General features: G+C 37.5%; 17 protein-coding genes and 1 pseudogene. 11 read left to right on the forward strand and 7 right to left on the reverse strand.

What is annotated here, in order from left to right:
- Window positions 1-106: 106 nt before the first annotated feature.
- Genes ACFIMU_RS01120 through rsmA form a run of 3 tightly spaced genes read left to right on the forward strand, consistent with a single transcriptional unit; the run spans window position 107 to window position 2,897 of the window.
- Complete coding sequence (locus ACFIMU_RS01120) at window positions 107-1,063, forward strand: SurA N-terminal domain-containing protein (RefSeq protein WP_375606282.1); 957 nt, start codon at window positions 107-109, stop codon at window positions 1,061-1,063.
- Window positions 1,063-2,076, forward strand: coding sequence for a 4-hydroxythreonine-4-phosphate dehydrogenase PdxA (pdxA, locus tag ACFIMU_RS01125; protein ID WP_375614963.1), 1,014 nt, complete (start codon window positions 1,063-1,065; stop codon window positions 2,074-2,076). Before ACFIMU_RS01120 ends, pdxA begins: the two co-directional genes overlap by 1 nt.
- Entirely contained in the window at window positions 2,067-2,897 is an 831-nt protein-coding gene (rsmA, locus tag ACFIMU_RS01130; protein WP_375606284.1) for a 16S rRNA (adenine(1518)-N(6)/adenine(1519)-N(6))-dimethyltransferase RsmA, read from the forward strand. The genes pdxA and rsmA overlap by 10 nt, the downstream gene beginning before the upstream one ends.
- A 29-nt stretch (window positions 2,898-2,926) precedes the next feature.
- Here the strand turns inward: rsmA and gmk are convergent, their stop codons facing one another.
- The 7 genes from gmk to ACFIMU_RS01165 all read right to left on the reverse strand — a co-directional run bounded on the left by gmk (window position 2,927) and on the right by ACFIMU_RS01165 (window position 9,329).
- A complete protein-coding gene (gene gmk, locus ACFIMU_RS01135) occupies window positions 2,927-3,604 on the reverse strand; it encodes a guanylate kinase (RefSeq protein WP_375606285.1) in 678 nt (225 codons plus the stop codon).
- Between the two features lie 293 nt (window positions 3,605-3,897).
- The gene (gene mltG, locus ACFIMU_RS01140) at window positions 3,898-5,007 is read right to left on the reverse strand and encodes an endolytic transglycosylase MltG (RefSeq protein ID WP_375606286.1); all 1,110 of its coding nucleotides are present in this window, start codon (window positions 5,005-5,007) and stop codon (window positions 3,898-3,900) included.
- Window positions 5,008-5,102: 95 nt separating this feature from the next.
- Window positions 5,103-6,365, reverse strand: a complete 1,263-nt coding sequence (gene fabF, locus ACFIMU_RS01145) for a beta-ketoacyl-ACP synthase II (RefSeq protein WP_375610164.1) — start codon at window positions 6,363-6,365, stop codon at window positions 5,103-5,105.
- Between the two features lie 101 nt (window positions 6,366-6,466).
- Entirely contained in the window at window positions 6,467-6,703 is a 237-nt protein-coding gene (locus ACFIMU_RS01150; protein ID WP_004860281.1) for an acyl carrier protein, read from the reverse strand.
- A 260-nt stretch (window positions 6,704-6,963) separates the two neighbouring features.
- Window positions 6,964-7,701 (reverse strand): 3-oxoacyl-[acyl-carrier-protein] reductase, encoded by a 738-nt coding sequence (fabG, locus tag ACFIMU_RS01155; protein WP_375614390.1) that lies wholly within the window; start codon window positions 7,699-7,701, stop codon window positions 6,964-6,966.
- An 18-nt stretch (window positions 7,702-7,719) separates the two neighbouring features.
- Window positions 7,720-8,664, reverse strand: a complete 945-nt coding sequence (fabD, locus tag ACFIMU_RS01160) for an ACP S-malonyltransferase (RefSeq protein WP_375614391.1) — start codon at window positions 8,662-8,664, stop codon at window positions 7,720-7,722.
- Window positions 8,665-8,741: 77 nt separating this feature from the next.
- A complete protein-coding gene (locus ACFIMU_RS01165) occupies window positions 8,742-9,329 on the reverse strand; it encodes an undecaprenyl-diphosphatase (RefSeq protein WP_375606289.1) in 588 nt (195 codons plus the stop codon).
- Between the two features lie 346 nt (window positions 9,330-9,675).
- Here ACFIMU_RS01165 and rpsF point away from each other — a divergent pair, with 346 nt between their 5' ends.
- The 8 genes and pseudogenes from rpsF (at window position 9,676) to ACFIMU_RS01205 (ending at window position 17,796) form a co-directional block, all read left to right on the forward strand.
- Window positions 9,676-10,083 (forward strand): 30S ribosomal protein S6, encoded by a 408-nt coding sequence (gene rpsF / locus ACFIMU_RS01170; RefSeq protein ID WP_375606290.1) that lies wholly within the window; start codon window positions 9,676-9,678, stop codon window positions 10,081-10,083.
- Window positions 10,083-10,331 carry a 30S ribosomal protein S18 gene (rpsR, locus tag ACFIMU_RS01175; protein WP_375606469.1) on the forward strand — a complete coding sequence of 83 codons (249 nt, stop codon included), beginning with the start codon at window positions 10,083-10,085 and terminating at the stop codon, window positions 10,329-10,331. Before rpsF ends, rpsR begins: the two co-directional genes overlap by 1 nt.
- Window positions 10,332-10,480: 149 nt before the next feature.
- Window positions 10,481-11,461, forward strand: coding sequence for a hypothetical protein (locus ACFIMU_RS01180; protein WP_375606291.1), 981 nt, complete (start codon window positions 10,481-10,483; stop codon window positions 11,459-11,461).
- A gap of 25 nt (window positions 11,462-11,486) precedes the next feature.
- Window positions 11,487-12,083 carry a 50S ribosomal protein L9 gene (gene rplI, locus ACFIMU_RS01185; RefSeq protein ID WP_375696751.1) on the forward strand — a complete coding sequence of 199 codons (597 nt, stop codon included), beginning with the start codon at window positions 11,487-11,489 and terminating at the stop codon, window positions 12,081-12,083.
- Window positions 12,084-12,676: 593 nt separating this feature from the next.
- Window positions 12,677-14,167 carry a replicative DNA helicase gene (locus ACFIMU_RS01190; protein WP_375610161.1) on the forward strand — a complete coding sequence of 497 codons (1,491 nt, stop codon included), beginning with the start codon at window positions 12,677-12,679 and terminating at the stop codon, window positions 14,165-14,167.
- 538 nt (window positions 14,168-14,705) lie between these two features.
- A pseudogene (locus tag ACFIMU_RS01195) lies at window positions 14,706-15,695 on the forward strand (DnaB-like helicase C-terminal domain-containing protein); the annotation flags it as partial.
- 6 nt (window positions 15,696-15,701) lie between these two features.
- Window positions 15,702-17,078 (forward strand): DNA repair protein RadA, encoded by a 1,377-nt coding sequence (gene radA / locus ACFIMU_RS01200; RefSeq protein WP_375606293.1) that lies wholly within the window; start codon window positions 15,702-15,704, stop codon window positions 17,076-17,078.
- Window positions 17,079-17,220: 142 nt separating this feature from the next.
- Complete coding sequence (locus tag ACFIMU_RS01205; protein WP_375606294.1) at window positions 17,221-17,796, forward strand: CvpA family protein; 576 nt, start codon at window positions 17,221-17,223, stop codon at window positions 17,794-17,796.
- Window positions 17,797-17,809 lie beyond the last annotated feature (13 nt).

The raw sequence follows: 17,809 nt of genomic DNA on the forward strand, positions 1-17,809 counted from the left end.
ATAAAAGGAATGTATCAGTCATTTAACTTATCATTGTTTTTATGAAAGAAAGCGTGTATTTTAAGTTGTTGATGAGAATTAATAAACAATGCGAAAGCCTATTTATATGAATAAATTGAAAAAGCGTTTTCTTGCTTTATTTTATATTGCGTCTTTGAGCGTAAGTAGCCTGTTAATAAATGGATTTTTGATTCCGACAGTCTTTGCGCAGACTTCTATTGTTGTTACAGTTAATGGCAACCCCATCACAAATTATGATATACAAAGGCGCCTTGCTTTTCTCAGATTACAACAAAAGCAAGGCAATTTGGTGGCACAGGCTAAAAAAGAGCTTGTTGACGAAAAGCTAAAAAATATTGAAATAAAACGTCTTAATATTGAAGTAAGCAATGATGAAGTTGATAAAGCTTTTGAGAATTTTGCAACACAAAATAATATGACGATTGATCAGCTCAACCAGATTCTGATCCAAACTGATATCACTGTGCAACACTTTAAAGATTACATCCGTGGACAAATAGGATGGGGACGTCTTGTTAGCGCACGCTATCAATCTGAAACAGGTATGATTAGCGAACAAGAAGCTGTACGCAGAATATTAAAAAATGGTGGTGTAAAACCTTCAACCAACGAATATACATTACAGAGAATTGTTTTTGTCATTCCAGCACATCGTCGTTCAGAAATCTTTGAGAGACGTCAAAGAGAAGCAAGTAATTTTCGCGCACATTTCCGTGGATGTGCAAATGCTCACAATCAAGCAAAAGGTATTTTAGACGTTACTATCCGTCACTTAGGAAAGTTTCTGGAGCCCCAACTCCCCAGTGCATGGGAACAAGCTATTCTTGCAACACCTGCTGGAAAAATGACAAAATTACAAGAAACATCTGATGGAATCGAAGCAATTGCTGTCTGCAAAATAAAGAGAGTTTCTGATGATTATGTCGCTCGGCTGATCTTTTCTCTTCAAGATAGTAAAAAAAGAAGCCCGCAAAAACTTGAAGAATTAAGCGACAAATATTTAGAAGAACTGCGCCGAGTGGCGCGTATTCAAAATTCATAATGGCTATTCTTGTTGTTAGCGGTGGTGATCCTGCCGGAATTGGTCCTGAAATAGTACTAAAAGCGTGGAATTTGCGTGTTACGCATAAAATTCCACCTTTTGTACTTCTTGCTGATCCAGATGTTATTCGTTCGCGCGCTCGTTTTTTACAGATTGATGTTGAGGTGCAATCTGTTTTAATCAATAATCCTACAAAAAATTTTCAAAATGCTCTTCCTATCATACCGTTAAAAAACAAACAAAGTGATCAATTAGGTATACCTTCATCGAATAATGCTGCTGGAATCATTGAAGCGATTAAACGCAGTGTTCAATTGATTCAAAGTGGCCATGCATGTGCACTAATCACTTGTCCTATTGCAAAAAAAAATCTTTATGATGCTGGTTTTCAATTTCCAGGTCATACAGAATTTTTAGCCGATTTGGCATATAAAGCTTTTCATAAATGTTATCATCCCGTTATGATGTTAGCAGGACCTCGATTAAAAACGGTACCAATTACTGTTCATATTCCATTCAAAGATGTTCCTTCACAGCTTACCCGTGATTTAATTATTCAAACGGTACTTATTACTGAATGTGACTTAAAAACACGGTTTAAAATAACATCACCCCGACTAGCTGTTGCTGGTCTTAATCCTCATGCTGGAGAAGGAGGTGCAATGGGAAAAGAAGATATTGAAGTTATCACTCCTGCTATTGAATATCTTAAAAAGAAAGGACTCAATATTGCAGGCCCGCTGCCTGCCGACACAATGTTCCATGAATGCGCAAGAAAGGCATATGACGTTGCCATTTGTATGTATCATGATCAAGCCCTTATCCCTGTTAAAACATTAGACTTTGATACCACCGTTAATGTTACATTAGGTTTACCTTTTATTCGTACGTCTCCAGATCACGGGACTGCTTTTGACATTGCTGATAAAGGGATAGCCTCTCCCGAAAGCTTTATTGCTGCTCTTAAACTTGCAAATCAACTTGCAAAAAATAGTTTGAACCCATGCCAATAGATAATCTTCCTCCTCTGCGTGAGGTTATTGATATATATGGATTACAAGCACATAAATCTTTGGGGCAAAATTTTCTTTTTGATCTTAATTTAACCTCTAAAATTGCTCATCAAGCAGGAAATATAGAAGGAAAACCTGTTATTGAAGTTGGGCCTGGTCCTGGAGGTCTCACACGTGCCTTGCTGGCAAAGGGCGCCATTGTAATAGCAATAGAACGCGATGAGCGTTGTATACCGGCTCTCTTAGAAATAGAAAAACACTATCCTCAAAAATTAAAACTTATTTGTAATGATGCTCTGAAGCAAGATTTCTCAAAACTCTTTGAAACAAGCCTAGAAAAACCACGCATTATTGCAAACCTTCCCTATAATATTGGAACACAACTCTTATTAAATTGGCTTTTGTCTGAACCATGGCCTCCTTTTTATGAGTCAATGACATTGATGTTCCAACGTGAAGTTGCCAAACGGATTACGGCTCAACCTCACTCTGCTCACTATGGACGCCTTAGTGTTTTAGCTGGCTGGCGTACCGTTGCTAAAATTGCTTTTGATGTTCCACCTCAAGCCTTTATACCAGCGCCTAAAGTAACCTCTTCCGTTGTTCATATTATTCCGCGCCCCCGCCCTCTTGCCTGCTCTGCACAAAAACTAAGCCTCATTACAAAAACTGCTTTTGGACAAAGACGAAAAATGCTTCGTCAAAATCTCAAAACACTTGGAGGTGAAGAGCTGTTAGAAAAAGCTGGAATTGATGGAAGACGCCGTGCTGAAACACTCTCGGTTTCTGAATTTGTAACTTTAGCGCATCTAGTGCTCTAAAAAATGCACTTTTTGTTTTGCATTCTTTTTTAATAAAGGCATTTATCGATCTTTTCAGCAATAAGCCCATCAACAAAAGAGGCAAGATAAGAACAGCGCTCGCGTTTTTTGGTTTCAGCTAAATAAATCGACTTAATAAAAGATAAAGATTGATCTAAATCTTCGTTAATCACAACATAATCATAAGAATGCCAATGCTTCAATTCCGTTCGTGCATTTTCCAATCGTAAATTGATGATATCTTGACTATCTTCGGCTCGACGATGTAAACGCGAAACAAGCTCTTTCATTGATGGTGGAAGAATAAAAACAGATACAGTATCTCCTAGCATTTTTTTTTGCAGCTGCTTAGTACCCTGATAATCAATATCAAATAGCATATCACGGCCGGTATTCAATGCTTTTTCAACAGTTTCACGTAAAGTGCCATAATAATTCCCGTGAACTTCTGCCCACTCAATAAATTCATCCCTATCACGCTTATATTCAAACTCTTCCTTTGAAATAAAGTAATAATGCAGCCCATCTACTTCACTAGGACGCCTTTTCCTTGTGGTCATACTTACGGAAAGCTCTAATTGTCCCTCTTTTAGAAGTAATCGAGAAATTGTTGATTTACCAGCGCCTGAAGGTGAAGAGAGAATAAATAAAAAACCGCGGCGTTGATTTGTTTTTATGGCATTGAATTTACTTTCAAAGGCTGTCATCACACCACTCTACTTTGTTTATAAATTTTTCTTCAAAATTTAAATAATACATTACCTCAATATTTCTCCCAACCAATGGTATTTGCTTTAGCAGCTAGATCTCAATGTTATCCTGTTCTTCCATTAAAATAATTTATTAGCAGTATATTTATTTCTTTCTTAAATATTTTTATCCATACGCTAAGCTCTCTTGTAGCATACAAGAAAATGATTTTTATAATTCTTATAAAAAAATTTTACTATACTTTGGATTTTCATTTTACGATGCAAACAGATACGTTATTATTATAAATTTAATGTCTTGCCTTTAATTCTCGCCACTTGCGAACATTCATATTATGTTCTTCTAAAGTTCGAGAAAAGACATGCCCTCCTGAACCATCAGCAACAAAATAAAGTGCATCACTGCTTGGTGGATGTGCTACCGCTTTCAAAGAATCTCGACCTGGATTTGCAATAGCCGTTGGAGGCAAACCATTAATTTTATAAGTATTATATGGTGTTTCCTTCTCAAGATCTGAACGATAAATCGCACGACCGGATGGTTTTCCTTTTCCTCCGAAGAGACCATAAATTACTGTTGGATCCGATTGAAGACGCATATGCTTTGTAAGGCGGTTATAAAATACCGCAGCAACCATTGGTCTTTCTGCTGCAATTCCCGTTTCTTTCTCAACAATTGAGGCTAATATAACAAATTCATCAATTGATTTAATAGGTAAATCAGGTGAACGCGTAGCCCATATAGCATGAATTAATTTTGTCTGTCCTTCACGCAATCTGTTTACAATCTCTTTACGCGTTGTCCCCCGAATAAAACGAACAGTATCCGTCATTAAACAGCCTTCTGGAGGCAAAATTTTTGGAAGGTCTCCAATCAAAATTTCATTCGCAGCTAATCGATCGAAAACTTGCTGAACCGTTAAACCTTCAGGTACTGTAAATGTATACTCTATAGATTTTCCTTTCACAAGAATATCCATAATATCCTGCATCGAAGCATGAGCTGGAATTAAATATTCACCAGCCTTCAGATGCGTTGTTTTTTGGTGATAACCAACCCCATAAACAAAGATATCTGATGATCGAATGAAACCACGTTTTTCTAGCAATGAAGCAATTTCACGAATTCCGGTACCAGGATGGATAAGAACAATTTGTTCTTCCTCAATTTTTCCCTTTTCTTCAAAAATACTTTTTCCAATATAAAGAGGAATACTTATGCCAAAAAGAATAATCACAATCAGCATAAGAAAAAAATTACCGAGAACAACCAATGGATTACGGACGATAGATGATTTCTTTCGTTTTTTATGTATTAACATGTCATAACTATCTGCTAAATGATTCGAAGAGGAATCACTTACGTCCTTTAATGGTTTTCCATTTTTCACATCGGACATAACCCCTCATAGCGATTAAGGATAATATTATAATTTCTCATTCACCTTATAATAAAGTAGAAAACTCAAAAGAAGAAATTAAATAAAAATACTTATTATCCTCTAAAACGTTGTATCACCAACGATGCATTTGTCCCACCAAATCCAAAAGAATTAGAAAGAATCGTATCAATCTTTCGTTCACGCGGTTTGTGTGGTACAAGGTCGATTTTTGTTTCAATCGATGGATTGTCAAGATTCAGTGTCGCTGGGGCTATATTATCCCGTATAGCTAAAATAGAAAAAATAGCCTCAGCAGCACCGGCTGCACCAAGTAAATGCCCGATAGATGATTTCGTTGATGACATAGAAACTTGTGGTGCATAACTCCCTAAAACACGCTCAACAGCCGCTAGCTCTATGGAATCAGCCATCGTAGATGTACCATGAGCATTAATATAATCAAGTTCACTCACATTCACTTGTGCACGCTTAAGAGCAGCTATCATACTACGCTGAGCCCCTTCACCACTTTCTGAAGGTGCTGTAATGTGGTAAGCGTCACCAGATAAACCATAGCCAATAATCTCAGCATAAATACGCGCCCCTCGTTTTTTGGCATGTTCCAGCTCTTCTAAAACAACAACAGCTGCTCCTTCCCCCATCACAAAACCATCACGATCAGTATCATAAGGACGTGACGCCCGTTCAGGATCATCATTGCGACAAGTAGAAAGAGCTCTACAAGCTGCAAAACCTGCAAGAGATATCCGATTTATCGGAGATTCAGTCCCCCCTGCCACCATGACATCTGCATCACCAAACATAATCAAACGTGCCGCATCACCAATCGCATGCGCCCCTGTCGAACAAGCCGTTACAACAGAATGATTAGGCCCCCGTAAACCATATTGAATAGACACATAACCAGAAGCAAGATTAATCAAACGACCTGGAATAAAAAAGGGAGAAACACGACGTGGGCCCTTATCACGAAGCGTATAACCAGCTTCAACAATGCCCTCAACTCCCCCAATTCCCGAACCAATTAACACACCTGTACAAATCTGATCTTCATCACTCTTAGGAAACCATTCGGCATCTGCAAGCGCTTGGTTAGCAGCAGCCATTGCATAAACAATAAATGCATCAACTTTACGTTGCTCCTTAGGTTCCATATACAAATCAGCATTATAGGTCCCCTCTGTTCCATCCCCTAAGGGGATACGCGCAGCAATCTGGCATGGCAAATCTGATACATCAAATTCAGTGATACGTCGGACACCACTTCTTCCTTCAAGAAGTCGTTTCCAACTATATTCAATATTACCAGCTAATGGAGATACCAATCCTAAACCAGTAACAACAACACGTCTCATAACTTCTAACCTTGAACTAAACTTCACCTCTCAAAGCTCTCTTTTCAAAAGAACTCCGAAGAATATAGGCAAAAGCAATTTATGCCTTTGCCCTTTAGTAATCACGCAGAAGCTTTATCAATGAACTTGACTGCATCACCAACGGTGAAAATCGTTTCAGCAGCTTCATCTGGAATTTCTACCCCAAACTCTTCTTCAAAAGCCATAACGAGTTCAACCGTATCAAGGCTATCAGCCCCTAGATCATCGATAAAGCTTGCATTTTCTACAACTTTATCAGCATTAACCCCAAGATGTTCCACGATAATTTTCTTAACGCGCTCTACTGTATCACTCATGTTGAAATCCTCGAATTTATATTTCCTATAATTTGGTTAACTATATCGGTTCATCTAATCAAGCAATAGATGCATTACTTTAAAAGATTTTAGTAATGATTTAAAACATCCTGTGGATATCCCCTACAAAATGAACCAATCTGACATTCCGACATCAATTGATTAACGACCATATTAAAGAAATAGATGCATCTATCCATTTCAATCGTTACTATCTAAAATAATACAATTCATAAATCAATGTGGAATAAAATAAATACTCATATCATTGCCATTCCACCATTGATATGGAGTGTTTGACCTGTCGTATAGGCTGCTTCATCGCTTGCTAAATAAACAGCAGCAGTGGCTATTTCTTGCCCACTTCCCATACGCTTCATTGGAATCGCAGCCATAATGGCTTCTTTTTGCTTTTCATTAAGCTTGTCTGTCATTGCAGATTTAATAAATCCTGGAGCAATACAATTGACAGTGATATTTCGCGAAGCAATTTCTTGTGCCAATGCTTTAGAAAAACCTATCAAGCCTGCTTTTGCAGCACAGTAATTTGTTTGTCCAGGATTTCCCACAACACCAACAACAGATGTAATGTTAATAATTCTTCCATAACGGCGGCGCATCATAGAATGTATTAATTCACGCGTCAAAAGAGAAGCAGCTGTTAGGTTAACTTCTAAAACATCATCCCAGTCTTTATCTTGCATACGCACAAAAAGACCATCTCTAGTGATTCCCGCATTGTTAACCAAAATATCGACGCCATCCATTTTTCTCTCTGCAACTTCAGCCAATTGTTTAATCGATTGGCGTTCAGAAAGATTAGCGGGAAATACAAAAACATTCTGCCCTAATTCTGCCGCCACTTCTCTGAGCTTTTCTTCACGTGTTCCATGAAGTCCAACAATGGCTCCTTGTGCATGAAAGCAGCGTGCAATTGCCTCACCAATTTCTCCCGAAGCCCCCGTTACAAGAGCTTTACGCCCTGTTAATCTAAACATTTTTTAACTCCTTATAGATTAAACGCCAAGCATGCCTAGCGCTGATTCTATTTCATCAACTGTTCCAATTGTTACCCCCTTTATATCTTTGTTAATACGACGCGTTAAACCTGTTAATACTTTTCCAGAACCAACTTCAAAAAGCGTATCAACCCCATTCGCAGCGATCCATTCTATTGTTTCACGCCATCGCACCCTCCCAGTCACTTGTTGGACAAGAAGAGTAGTAATACGCTCTGGATTGCTCTCAGGTGCAACAGAAACATTGGCAATCAAAGGAACAATAGGGGACATTTTGTTAACAGTCAAAAGTGCTTTCTTCATGGCATCAGCAGCAGGTTGCATTAAAGATGAATGAAAAGGTGCAGAAACAGGAAGAAGAAGTGCACGTTTTGCACCTTTTATTGATGCAATCTCTACCGCTGCCTCAACTGCTTTTGCTTTACCGGAAATAACAATTTGCCCACCACCATTATCATTAGCAATCTGACATAGTCCTTCTCCAGAAACAGTTTCGCAAATTTCTTCCACAATGTGCTCTTCCAAACCAATCAATGCAGCCATAGAACCTTCACCAACCGCAACAGCAGCCTGCATAGCATTGCCACGAATACGCAAAAGTCTTGCCGTATCTGTGAGAGTAAATGTACCAGCAGCACAAAGAGCCGAATATTCGCCTAAAGAATGGCCAGCAACAAATCTTACCTTTTCTTCTATACGAAGCCCTAATTGTTTCATCACACGAATGACAGCCATAGATACAGCCATTAATGCCGGTTGTGCATTTGCTGTTAACGTTAAAACATTTGCTGGTCCTTCAAAAATGATCTTTGATAATTTCTCACCCAAAGCATCATCAACTTCCTCGAAAACCATCCGCGCCGCAACAAATTGCTCTGCAAGCGCTTTCCCCATACCAACAAGTTGACTCCCCTGCCCTGGAAAAACAAAAGCTGCACCCATTTATCAACTCCTAAAACTGTACAATTAAATTATTTTCTTTTGACCTTATTCATCCGCACAAATCAAGATAAAGCCCTTTATTTAAAACGAATACCACACTTAAAATTATATTTTAAGGGTGGAATTTGATATAAAAACTTAGGAAAATATGGTGCTATAAACTGAATAACACTCAAACTTATAAGACTTCCTAAAACTATACCTGCTAAAATATCAAAAGGGTAATGTACACCCACAAAGATGCGCGCCCAACAGATTAAGAATAAAAACACCACAGCAAATCTAAAAGCAACTTTGTATCGGTAAAAATAAAAGTTAGCTGTATAAGATGCAATGGTCAAGGCATGATTACTAGGAAAAGAAGCCGTTGCACGATGTTGAATCAGGGGTGTTGTCAGCCCTACAACGAATGGGCGTGGATGAAAGTAAAAAAGAGAAATGAGATAGCCTATGAAAAGAGAAGTACAAATGCTCATGCAAGTGCTTAGCACGACACATCGTTCCCTTTCTCTACCACAAAACCACAACGCAAAAAGATGAATAGGAATGATGTAAATTAAAAACTTTGCACAAAAAATGCTAAACAAAACTAAAATCGACCAAGATTGATGATTGCCGACAAACATTTCAAAGAGTGAAACATCAATCTGGTTTAAAAAGTCCATTTTTCTCTCCTTATTTTTATAGTGTTACAGAACTATCTCTTTGTAGAAGAGGGAAATATATTGAAAATATATCAAGATTTAATAAATCAATTTTTTTATGTGCGTAAACTTGCTATTTTTAAAGATAACCTGTAGATATGGAGTGTTCGTTGCCGGTACTTTAGCTGGAGGTTGAACGGAGGGCTGTGAAATCAGTAGGAAATACAATGTTTCCGACCTCCCGTGTCTCCGCTCTGAGATGTCTCGAATTGTAAACGCGTCCTTTCTTCTTTGGATTTCCAAAAAAGACAAGTCGCAGAGGCTTTGCGCTAAAACCGGTGGAATTTAATTGAAGAAAGGCAAAACAATGGCTCTTTATGAACATATGTTCCTTGCTCGACAAGACATTGCACCGCAACAAGTTGATGAACTTTTGAGTCTCTACAAAGGTGTCATTGAAGCGCAGGGTGGAAAAGTTGGGCGTGTAGAAAATTGGGGACTTCGTCCTCTTGCTTACCGTATTCGAAAAAACCGTAAGGCTTATTATGTATTGGTCAATATTGATGCACCAGCTACAGCAATTGCTGAAATGGAGCGTCAGATGCGCATCAATGAGGATGTTTTGCGTTACATGACCATTCGTGTAGAAAAACATGAAAAAGAAAAATCTGCTATGCTCTCACATCTTGATCGCAATAGCCACATTGGTCATGATGAGGAGCGTTCTCGTTCCCCGCGTCGTCAACGTGAAAATGCTATAGAAGGGGTAGAATGATGACTGATACTAATCAAAACTCTGCACGTCGCCCCTTTCATCGCCGTCGCAAAACATGTCCTTTTTCAGGAGTTAATGCACCGAAAATTGATTATAAAGATATCAAATTGTTACAACGTTATATCTCTGAACGTGGAAAAATTGTTCCTTCACGGATTACAGCTGTTAGTCAAAAAAGACAGCGTGAATTAGCTAACGCTATCAAACGTGCTCGCTTTTTAGGCTTACTTCCGTACGTTATAAAGTAAGTGATCAATACGCTATGCAACTGGAGAGTTTATCCAGTTGCTTTTCTTATATGGTTAAAAAATAGCTTGTTGTATCCTATGTTAAGCTATTAAATGTCAAAGTTGGGGTATTGACACGCCTCTAACTGCAGAAAGCAGGACAGCAATAAATGAAAAAAAATCGTACTTATGAGATATTAACCGGTATTTTGGCAGGATTATTTGCTGTTGTGATAGGAATGGCAATCATCAGTGTTGCAAATATCGCGCCCTTTTTTTCTCTTCTTCTTGGCTGCTTTCTTTCATTGCCAATTTTTATTGTTGCGTTCGGTCAAGGAACATTAGCCAGTCTCATCGCCCTCATAAGTGCCACTGTTGTTCTTATCATAACCACTAATACCTATATTGCTCTTGGCTTTATGTTCTTATTTTTCCTTCCTGCTGTCTATGCTTCTTGGCTTCTTGGGCTTGCACGACCAGCGCAAAAAGAAAACGAACTGATGTGGTATCCATTATCATCGGTTATTTTTCATTTAACTAATTTTATCGCTCTTATAGCAACTTTCATTGGGCTCTATGTTCAAACACGTCCTTCCACACCCATCGTTGCAAAAAAAATCACCGAAAACATAGCACAAACTCTGCAACAAACACAGTCAATAAAGGAAGCCGATATACGCGCTTTTAATGAGCTTTTAATGACGCATACAGCAACTTTTACTGCTTTTTCTTTGACTATTTATAGTTTGGTTTTTCTCATTGGTAACCTTTACTTTTCCATGATAGCAGCACAACATATGAAATGGCTGAAAAGACCCCGTGATGATTGGAGCCAAACTCTCCGCCTTCCAATTTCTGGAATTATTATTTTTATTATTGTTTGCATAGCATCGATGGTTGAGTTGAGCGCTTCTCTCAACTTGAGTACACTTGTCTTTAGTACTGCATACACTGTCATCATATTAATTAGCGGTCTAGCATATCTTCACAATATTACAAAAGGGGTAAACGGTCGGATTATTATACTTTCTCTTGTTTATATTGCTATTTTAACAGTCGTTTTTACTCCACCTATTGTTTTCATGATGCTTTTGATGGGAATTTGGGCTGCTATTCAATACAATTTTCAATCACGCAAAAAACTCCACTAAATTTATTTGTTCGAAAGGAAAAACTATGGATATTATTTTACTTGAGCGCATTCCTCGTCTTGGTCAGATGGGTGATATTGTCTCAGTTAAAGATGGTTATGCGCGTAATTTTCTCTTGCCTCAAGGTAAAGCTTTACGCGCAAATGAAGCTAATAAAAAACATTTTGAGGTACAACGTGCACAACTTGAAGCACGTAATCTTGAACGCAAAAGCGAAGCGCAAAAAATTGCTGAAAAACTTGATGAACAATCATTCATTGTTGTTCGTTCTGCTGGTGAAACGGGACAACTTTATGGTTCTGTGTCAACACGTGATATTGCTGAAATCATAACAGATGAAGGCTTTTCTATTGGAAGAAATCAAATCGAACTTAATCATCCAATAAAAATGATCGGTCTTCACACTATCACTCTTAGTTTACATCCAGAAGTTCAAATTTCTGTGATTATTAACGTTGCGCGTTCTGCCAGTGAAGCACAACGCCAAGCAGAAGGTGAAACTCTCACTTCGGCTAAAGAAATATATAATATTCAAGAAGAATTATTAGAAGAAAGTCAGGAAGAATTATTGGCAGAAGAAATTAATGACAACGATATAAACAGTTCTCATCAAGAAGCTTAATTGCTATTTTTTCTTTCTGTTTTATATTTTTTATTCCATTTTAAATATCGCTCATAAAATACTCACACTTTAAAAGTGAGTATTTTATGACTATCGTACGTAAAGAACCTAATTTTTATGAAAGAATTAGAAATATACTATTTAAAAGCATTACATGCCGAGAATGATAATATCACTAAGAGGAAATATCTTTTGTTTTCCAGCATATAAAGCAAAAATAATTTAAAGTTTTACCCTTAAGGATAAAGTTTATATGAGCGTTAGGCTGATTATATCCTCACATGATCTGAAATAATTTCAGTTATAAAAAAATAATTCTACTTAAACAGATATTGGAATTTTAAGGTTAAGTAACTTAAAAATACTTAAATTTAGAGTAGAAAAACTTCCACTTTAAAATCACATATTATAAAATAAAATAGATAGACGTTATATAAATAATACACAAATGATAAATGAGGAACGAAAGAGAGTTTTAAAAAATTATATAATTTTAACTTAAAATGAAGATTTGTAGCTCTATTCTTTTAATTATACGATTTTCAATTTATCACCTAAAGTAGCTAGACTTAGAATTTTAGTGGAAAAATATTATGGAAGAAACTAACGTTGTTAATGTCAGCTCTTCAAAGAAAGAGGATTCTCCTTCTTTTCGGCAACTTCCGCATAATATTGAAGCTGAACAGGCATTGCTTGGTGCCATCTTTATCAACAATGATTCTCTTGACCGCGTTTCAGATTTTCTAAAACCAGAACATTTTTTTGAACCATTGCATCAAAAAATTTATCATGTTTTATCTCACCTTATTAAAATAGGAAAACGTGTAGATCCAGTTACAATCAAACCCTATATCCAAATGGAAGAGAAAATTGGAGATATTACTGTATACCAATATGTTGTTCGCTTAGCCACAGAGGCAGTCACTATTATTAACGCTGAAGATTATGGACGCGTCATTTACGATCTCTTTATCCGACGATCTTTGATTAACCTTGGAACTCAAGTTGTCAATACAGCCTTTGATGCTCCTGTAGAACTCACGCCTACCCAACAAATTGAAACTGTTGAAAATCAGTTATTTGAGCTAGCAGAAAAAGGGAAATATGGAGGTGGATTTGAAAATTTTAATGAGGCCATTAAAAAAGCTATCGATATGGCAAGTGCTGCGAAAAAGCGCTCTTCACAATTATCAGGGATAGCCACCCATATTAAAACACTTGATGAAAAAATGGGAGGATTACAAGCATCTGACTTAATTATCCTTGCGGGCCGCCCTGGTATGGGTAAAACCTCACTGGCTACCAATATTGCCTTTAATATTGCTAATGCTTATAATCGTAATGCCAATATCCAAGAAAATGAAGGCGGCATTGTCGGATTCTTCTCACTTGAGATGTCATCCGAACAGCTTGCAACCCGTATTATTTCTGAACAAACAGAAGTCTCTTCTTCTGATATTCGGCGTGGTAATATTTCAGATGAACAATTTTCAAAAATTATTCGTGCGGTGAACCAACTACAAAAGGCACCCCTTTATATTGATCAAACTGGTGGAATATCAATTACGCAATTAGCCGCTCGTGCGCGGCGTCTCAAGCGGCAACATGGTTTAGATATCTTGTTTATTGACTATATCCAACTCATGACAAGCAGTTCAAAGCGTTCATCAGAAAATCGTGTTCAAGAGATCACAGAAATTACCACAGGATTAAAAGCATTAGCGAAAGAATTGAATATTCCTATTATCGCTCTCTCTCAACTTTCACGTCAAGTAGAAAATAGAACAGATAAACGTCCACAGCTCTCAGATCTACGTGAATCTGGTTCAATTGAGCAAGATGCCGACATCGTTCTGTTTGTCTATCGCGAAGAATATTATCTCAAAAATGAAGAACCAAAACTAGGTAGCTTGGAACATACGAAATGGCAAGAAATAATGGATAAAGCTTTTGGAAAAGCTGACGTTATTATTGCAAAACAGCGCCATGGGCCGACAGGAATCGTGCCCCTTGCCTTTCAATCTGATTTCACACGCTTTAGTGATCTGGCCGATAGCAATTACCTTCCAGAGCAAATTGGTTAAATCGACATGGCGCGTAATCGTATTCAATTTATCTGTCAAAATTGCAGAACCATCCATTCTCGTTGGGCAGGAAAATGGATGATTTTGGCCGTCATTATTTGCTATCTAAAAAGCTCTTGAACAATATTAATCTTAATAATATGAGAAGATAATACATCTTTTTAGCGTTGCAAGTAAGATACATATATCCAAAATCTATAGCTAATCTAAATCTTTCTATATTGTTCCTTCTTTAAAAAAACTCCTTCTCACAAGACACTCATTTTCTTGTTTTTAAATTCAAAAATAATTGCTGCTGTTGCGCAAGGCTGGCTATTATGTAAAATATCAGAAAATTTCCTCTTTATAGGACAATCTCTAACCTTTTAACAAAAATATTTTCTAATCTATCTGAAAAATTACCCTAATTACCGCAATATAAAAAACAAGCAGTGTTTTAAATACTACAGCACAGAGAAAATTCTATAACATGCAAAATATTCTTGATATAAAATTGTATAAAAACTGATATATAACAAAAGGAAAATGTGTAATTATGCTAGAAAAAAAAGAAGACTGCGATAGTGGATTTGACAGTCTTGATGAAGCTATTAAAAGAGTTATTGATATAGCAGGTGCTGCAAAAAAGCGCTCTTCGCAAATATCAGGGATAGCGACTCATATTCAAACACTTGATGAAAAAATAGGAGGATTACAACCATCCGATTTAATTATCCTTGCAGGGCGCCCTGGTATGGGTAAAACTTCACTTGCTACCAATATTGCCTTTAATATTGCCAATGCTTATAATCATAATGGTAATATCCAAGAAAATGAAGGCAGCGTTGTAGGATTCTTCTCACTTGAAATGTCCTCAGAGCAGCTTGCAACACGTATTATTTCTGAACAAACGGAAGTCTCTTCTTCTGATATTCGACGTGGTCATATTTCAGATGAACAATTTTCAAAAATTATTCGTACGGTAAATCAGCTCCAAAAGGCACCCCTTTATATTGATCAAACTGGAGGAATATCAGTTTCACAACTGGCTGCCCGTGCTCGGCGTCTCAAGCAAAAACATGGTTTGGATGTCTTAATTATTGATTATATCCAACTCATGACAAGTGATTTAAAATACACATCTGAATATCGTATTCAAGAAATCACTGCAGAATTAAAAGCCTTAGCTAAAGAATTAAATATCCCTATTATTGCTCTTTCACAACTTTCACATCAAGTTGAAAACAGAACAGATAAACGCCCAAAACTTTTAGATTTAGGTGGATTTGGTTCTATTGAGCAAGATGCCGACATCGTTTTATTTGTCTATCGTGAAGAATATTACCTCAAAAATGAAGAACCAAAGTTCGGTAGCCTTGAACATATGAAATGGCTAGAAATAATGGACAAAGCTTTTGGAAAAGCTGATGTTATTATTGCAAAACATCGCCATGGGCCGACAGGAATCGTTCCCCTTGCCTTTCAATCTGACTTCACACGCTTTAGTGATTTGGCTGATAGCAATTATCTTCCAGAGCAAATTGGCTAAACCACCATGGCACGCAACCGTATTCAATTTATCTGTCAAAATTGCGGAACCATCCATTCTCGTTGGGCAGGGAAATGTAGCGCCTGTGGAGAATGGAATTCTCTTGTTGAAGAAAATATAAATGGCGGCATAGGAAGTGGTCCTAAGCAGAATACGTGTAAAGGACGCATCGTTGCCCTTACATCTCTTTCTGGAGATATCCAAGATGCTCCACGTATTCATTCTGGTATTGCGGAACTTGATCGTGTTACCGGTGGGGGCTTTGTCCGTGGATCAGCACTTCTTGTTGGTGGTGATCCTGGTATTGGAAAATCAACATTGCTGACACAAACAGCTGCTGCTTTATCCCGCAAAGGACATCATGTCATCTATGTCTCAGGTGAAGAGGCTATTGCGCAAATTTGTCTGCGTGCACAGAGGCTTGGAGCGAACAATACAGAAGTAAAACTTGCCGCTGAAACCAATGTAGAAGATATTCTGGCAACCTTAAGCGAACATAAAAACCTTGATATGGTGATTATCGATTCGATTCAAACTCTATGGTCAGATACAGCAGATTCAGCACCTGGCACTGTCACACAAGTACGTATTGGCGCTCAAGCAATGATCCGCTTTGCCAAGAAAACAGGAGCTGCTGTTGTTCTTGTTGGTCATGTTACAAAAGATGGGCAAATTGCTGGTCCTAGAGTCGTTGAACATATGGTTGATGGCGTTCTCTATTTTGAGGGTGAAGGTGGACATCATTATCGCATTCTTAGAACTGTAAAAAATCGCTTCGGGCCAACAGATGAAATTGGTGTCTTTGAAATGTCTGATAAAGGATTACGCGAAGTGATAAATCCATCCGAATTGTTCTTAGGAGAACGTAATGAAAAAGCACCAGGCGCTGCTGTTTTCGCCGGCATGGAAGGAACACGCCCAATATTAGTAGAAATTCAAGCGCTTGTTGCTCCTTCTTCCCTTGGGACACCAAGACGTGCAGTTGTCGGATGGGATGGAAATCGTCTTTCTATGATTCTTGCCGTTTTAGAAGCCCATTGTGGCATTCGTTTTGGACAGCATGATGTCTATCTGAACGTGGCAGGTGGATATCGCATATCAGAACCCGCTGCTGATTTAGCTGTAGCCGCTGCTTTGGTATCCTCTCTTGCCAATATTCCTTTGCCAACAAATTATGTATATTTTGGTGAAGTCAGTCTTTCAGGAGCTACCCGCGCTGTTGCACATTCAGCACAACGCATCAATGAAGCAAAAAAACTCGGCTTTCAGGGAGCCTTTCACCCCACAACAACAACCGAAATGATGAATTCGCTCAACTTTCAACAAAAAACTTTCTCCGACCTTCCCGAACTCGTTGCTACTCTTACTGTAAGTAAAAAATGATCTGTACCACAGATATGATAATATAGAAAAAACTCTATAAAATACAAAAGATCCTTGCTATAAGAACAAAAAATGGCATAACAAAAAATATATTTGCACACAGACTTAAAAGAACACAACTTTATGTATAAGGAACAAACAAATGATCATAACAATCCTTGATGGAATTGTCGTAGTAATCATCCTGTTGTCCGCTTTTCTTGCTATGCTTCGAGGATTTTCACGTGAAGTGTTATCGTTGATTTCTTGGGCAGTTGCAGCTGTTACAACACTGTTTTTATTCAAACCTGTCTTACCTTTCTTTGAACAATATCTCTCTAATAAAATGATTGCATTGATCACAACATTGGTCACAATTTTTATTATTGTTCTCATTATTACTTCAATTATTACAATGAAGATCTCTGATTTTATTATTGATAGTCGAATTGGTATTCTTGACCGTGCTATTGGTTTTATTTTTGGAGCACTTCGTGGTTTACTTATCATGGTCATCGGTATGTTGCTGATTAATGCACTGATTAAACCCGATCTTCAAGCGAATTGGTTAAAAAATGCAAAAACAAGACCTATTTTAGATTCATTGGGACAAAAAGTTTGGGAAATACTCCCCAAAGATATTGGATCTGTTCTCGAAAAGACGGAAAATTTGTTTAAAGACAGCAATAAACATACGTATGAGCAACACTCTCATGAAAAGATAATTTTCAAAAAATAGAGAATAGTTTTTC

Source organism: Bartonella sp. AC70YNML, assembly GCF_042196545.1.
Taxonomy (GTDB): Bacteria; Pseudomonadota; Alphaproteobacteria; order Rhizobiales; family Rhizobiaceae; genus Bartonella.

Coding starts and splice junctions, on each gene's coding strand:
- ACFIMU_RS01120 (WP_375606282.1), top strand. CDS start 107: ATGAATAAATTGAAAAAGCGTTTTCTTGCTTTATTTTATATTGCGTCT.
- pdxA (WP_375614963.1), top strand. CDS start 1,063: ATGGCTATTCTTGTTGTTAGCGGTGGTGATCCTGCCGGAATTGGTCCT.
- rsmA (WP_375606284.1), top strand. CDS start 2,067: ATGCCAATAGATAATCTTCCTCCTCTGCGTGAGGTTATTGATATATAT.
- gmk (WP_375606285.1), bottom strand. CDS start 3,604: ATGACAGCCTTTGAAAGTAAATTCAATGCCATAAAAACAAATCAACGC.
- mltG (WP_375606286.1), bottom strand. CDS start 5,007: ATGTCCGATGTGAAAAATGGAAAACCATTAAAGGACGTAAGTGATTCC.
- fabF (WP_375610164.1), bottom strand. CDS start 6,365: ATGAGACGTGTTGTTGTTACTGGTTTAGGATTGGTATCTCCATTAGCT.
- ACFIMU_RS01150 (WP_004860281.1), bottom strand. CDS start 6,703: ATGAGTGATACAGTAGAGCGCGTTAAGAAAATTATCGTGGAACATCTT.
- fabG (WP_375614390.1), bottom strand. CDS start 7,701: ATGTTTAGATTAACAGGGCGTAAAGCTCTTGTAACGGGGGCTTCGGGA.
- fabD (WP_375614391.1), bottom strand. CDS start 8,664: ATGGGTGCAGCTTTTGTTTTTCCAGGGCAGGGGAGTCAACTTGTTGGT.
- ACFIMU_RS01165 (WP_375606289.1), bottom strand. CDS start 9,329: ATGGACTTTTTAAACCAGATTGATGTTTCACTCTTTGAAATGTTTGTC.
- rpsF (WP_375606290.1), top strand. CDS start 9,676: ATGGCTCTTTATGAACATATGTTCCTTGCTCGACAAGACATTGCACCG.
- rpsR (WP_375606469.1), top strand. CDS start 10,083: ATGACTGATACTAATCAAAACTCTGCACGTCGCCCCTTTCATCGCCGT.
- ACFIMU_RS01180 (WP_375606291.1), top strand. CDS start 10,481: ATGAAAAAAAATCGTACTTATGAGATATTAACCGGTATTTTGGCAGGA.
- rplI (WP_375696751.1), top strand. CDS start 11,487: ATGGATATTATTTTACTTGAGCGCATTCCTCGTCTTGGTCAGATGGGT.
- ACFIMU_RS01190 (WP_375610161.1), top strand. CDS start 12,677: ATGGAAGAAACTAACGTTGTTAATGTCAGCTCTTCAAAGAAAGAGGAT.
- radA (WP_375606293.1), top strand. CDS start 15,702: ATGGCACGCAACCGTATTCAATTTATCTGTCAAAATTGCGGAACCATC.
- ACFIMU_RS01205 (WP_375606294.1), top strand. CDS start 17,221: ATGATCATAACAATCCTTGATGGAATTGTCGTAGTAATCATCCTGTTG.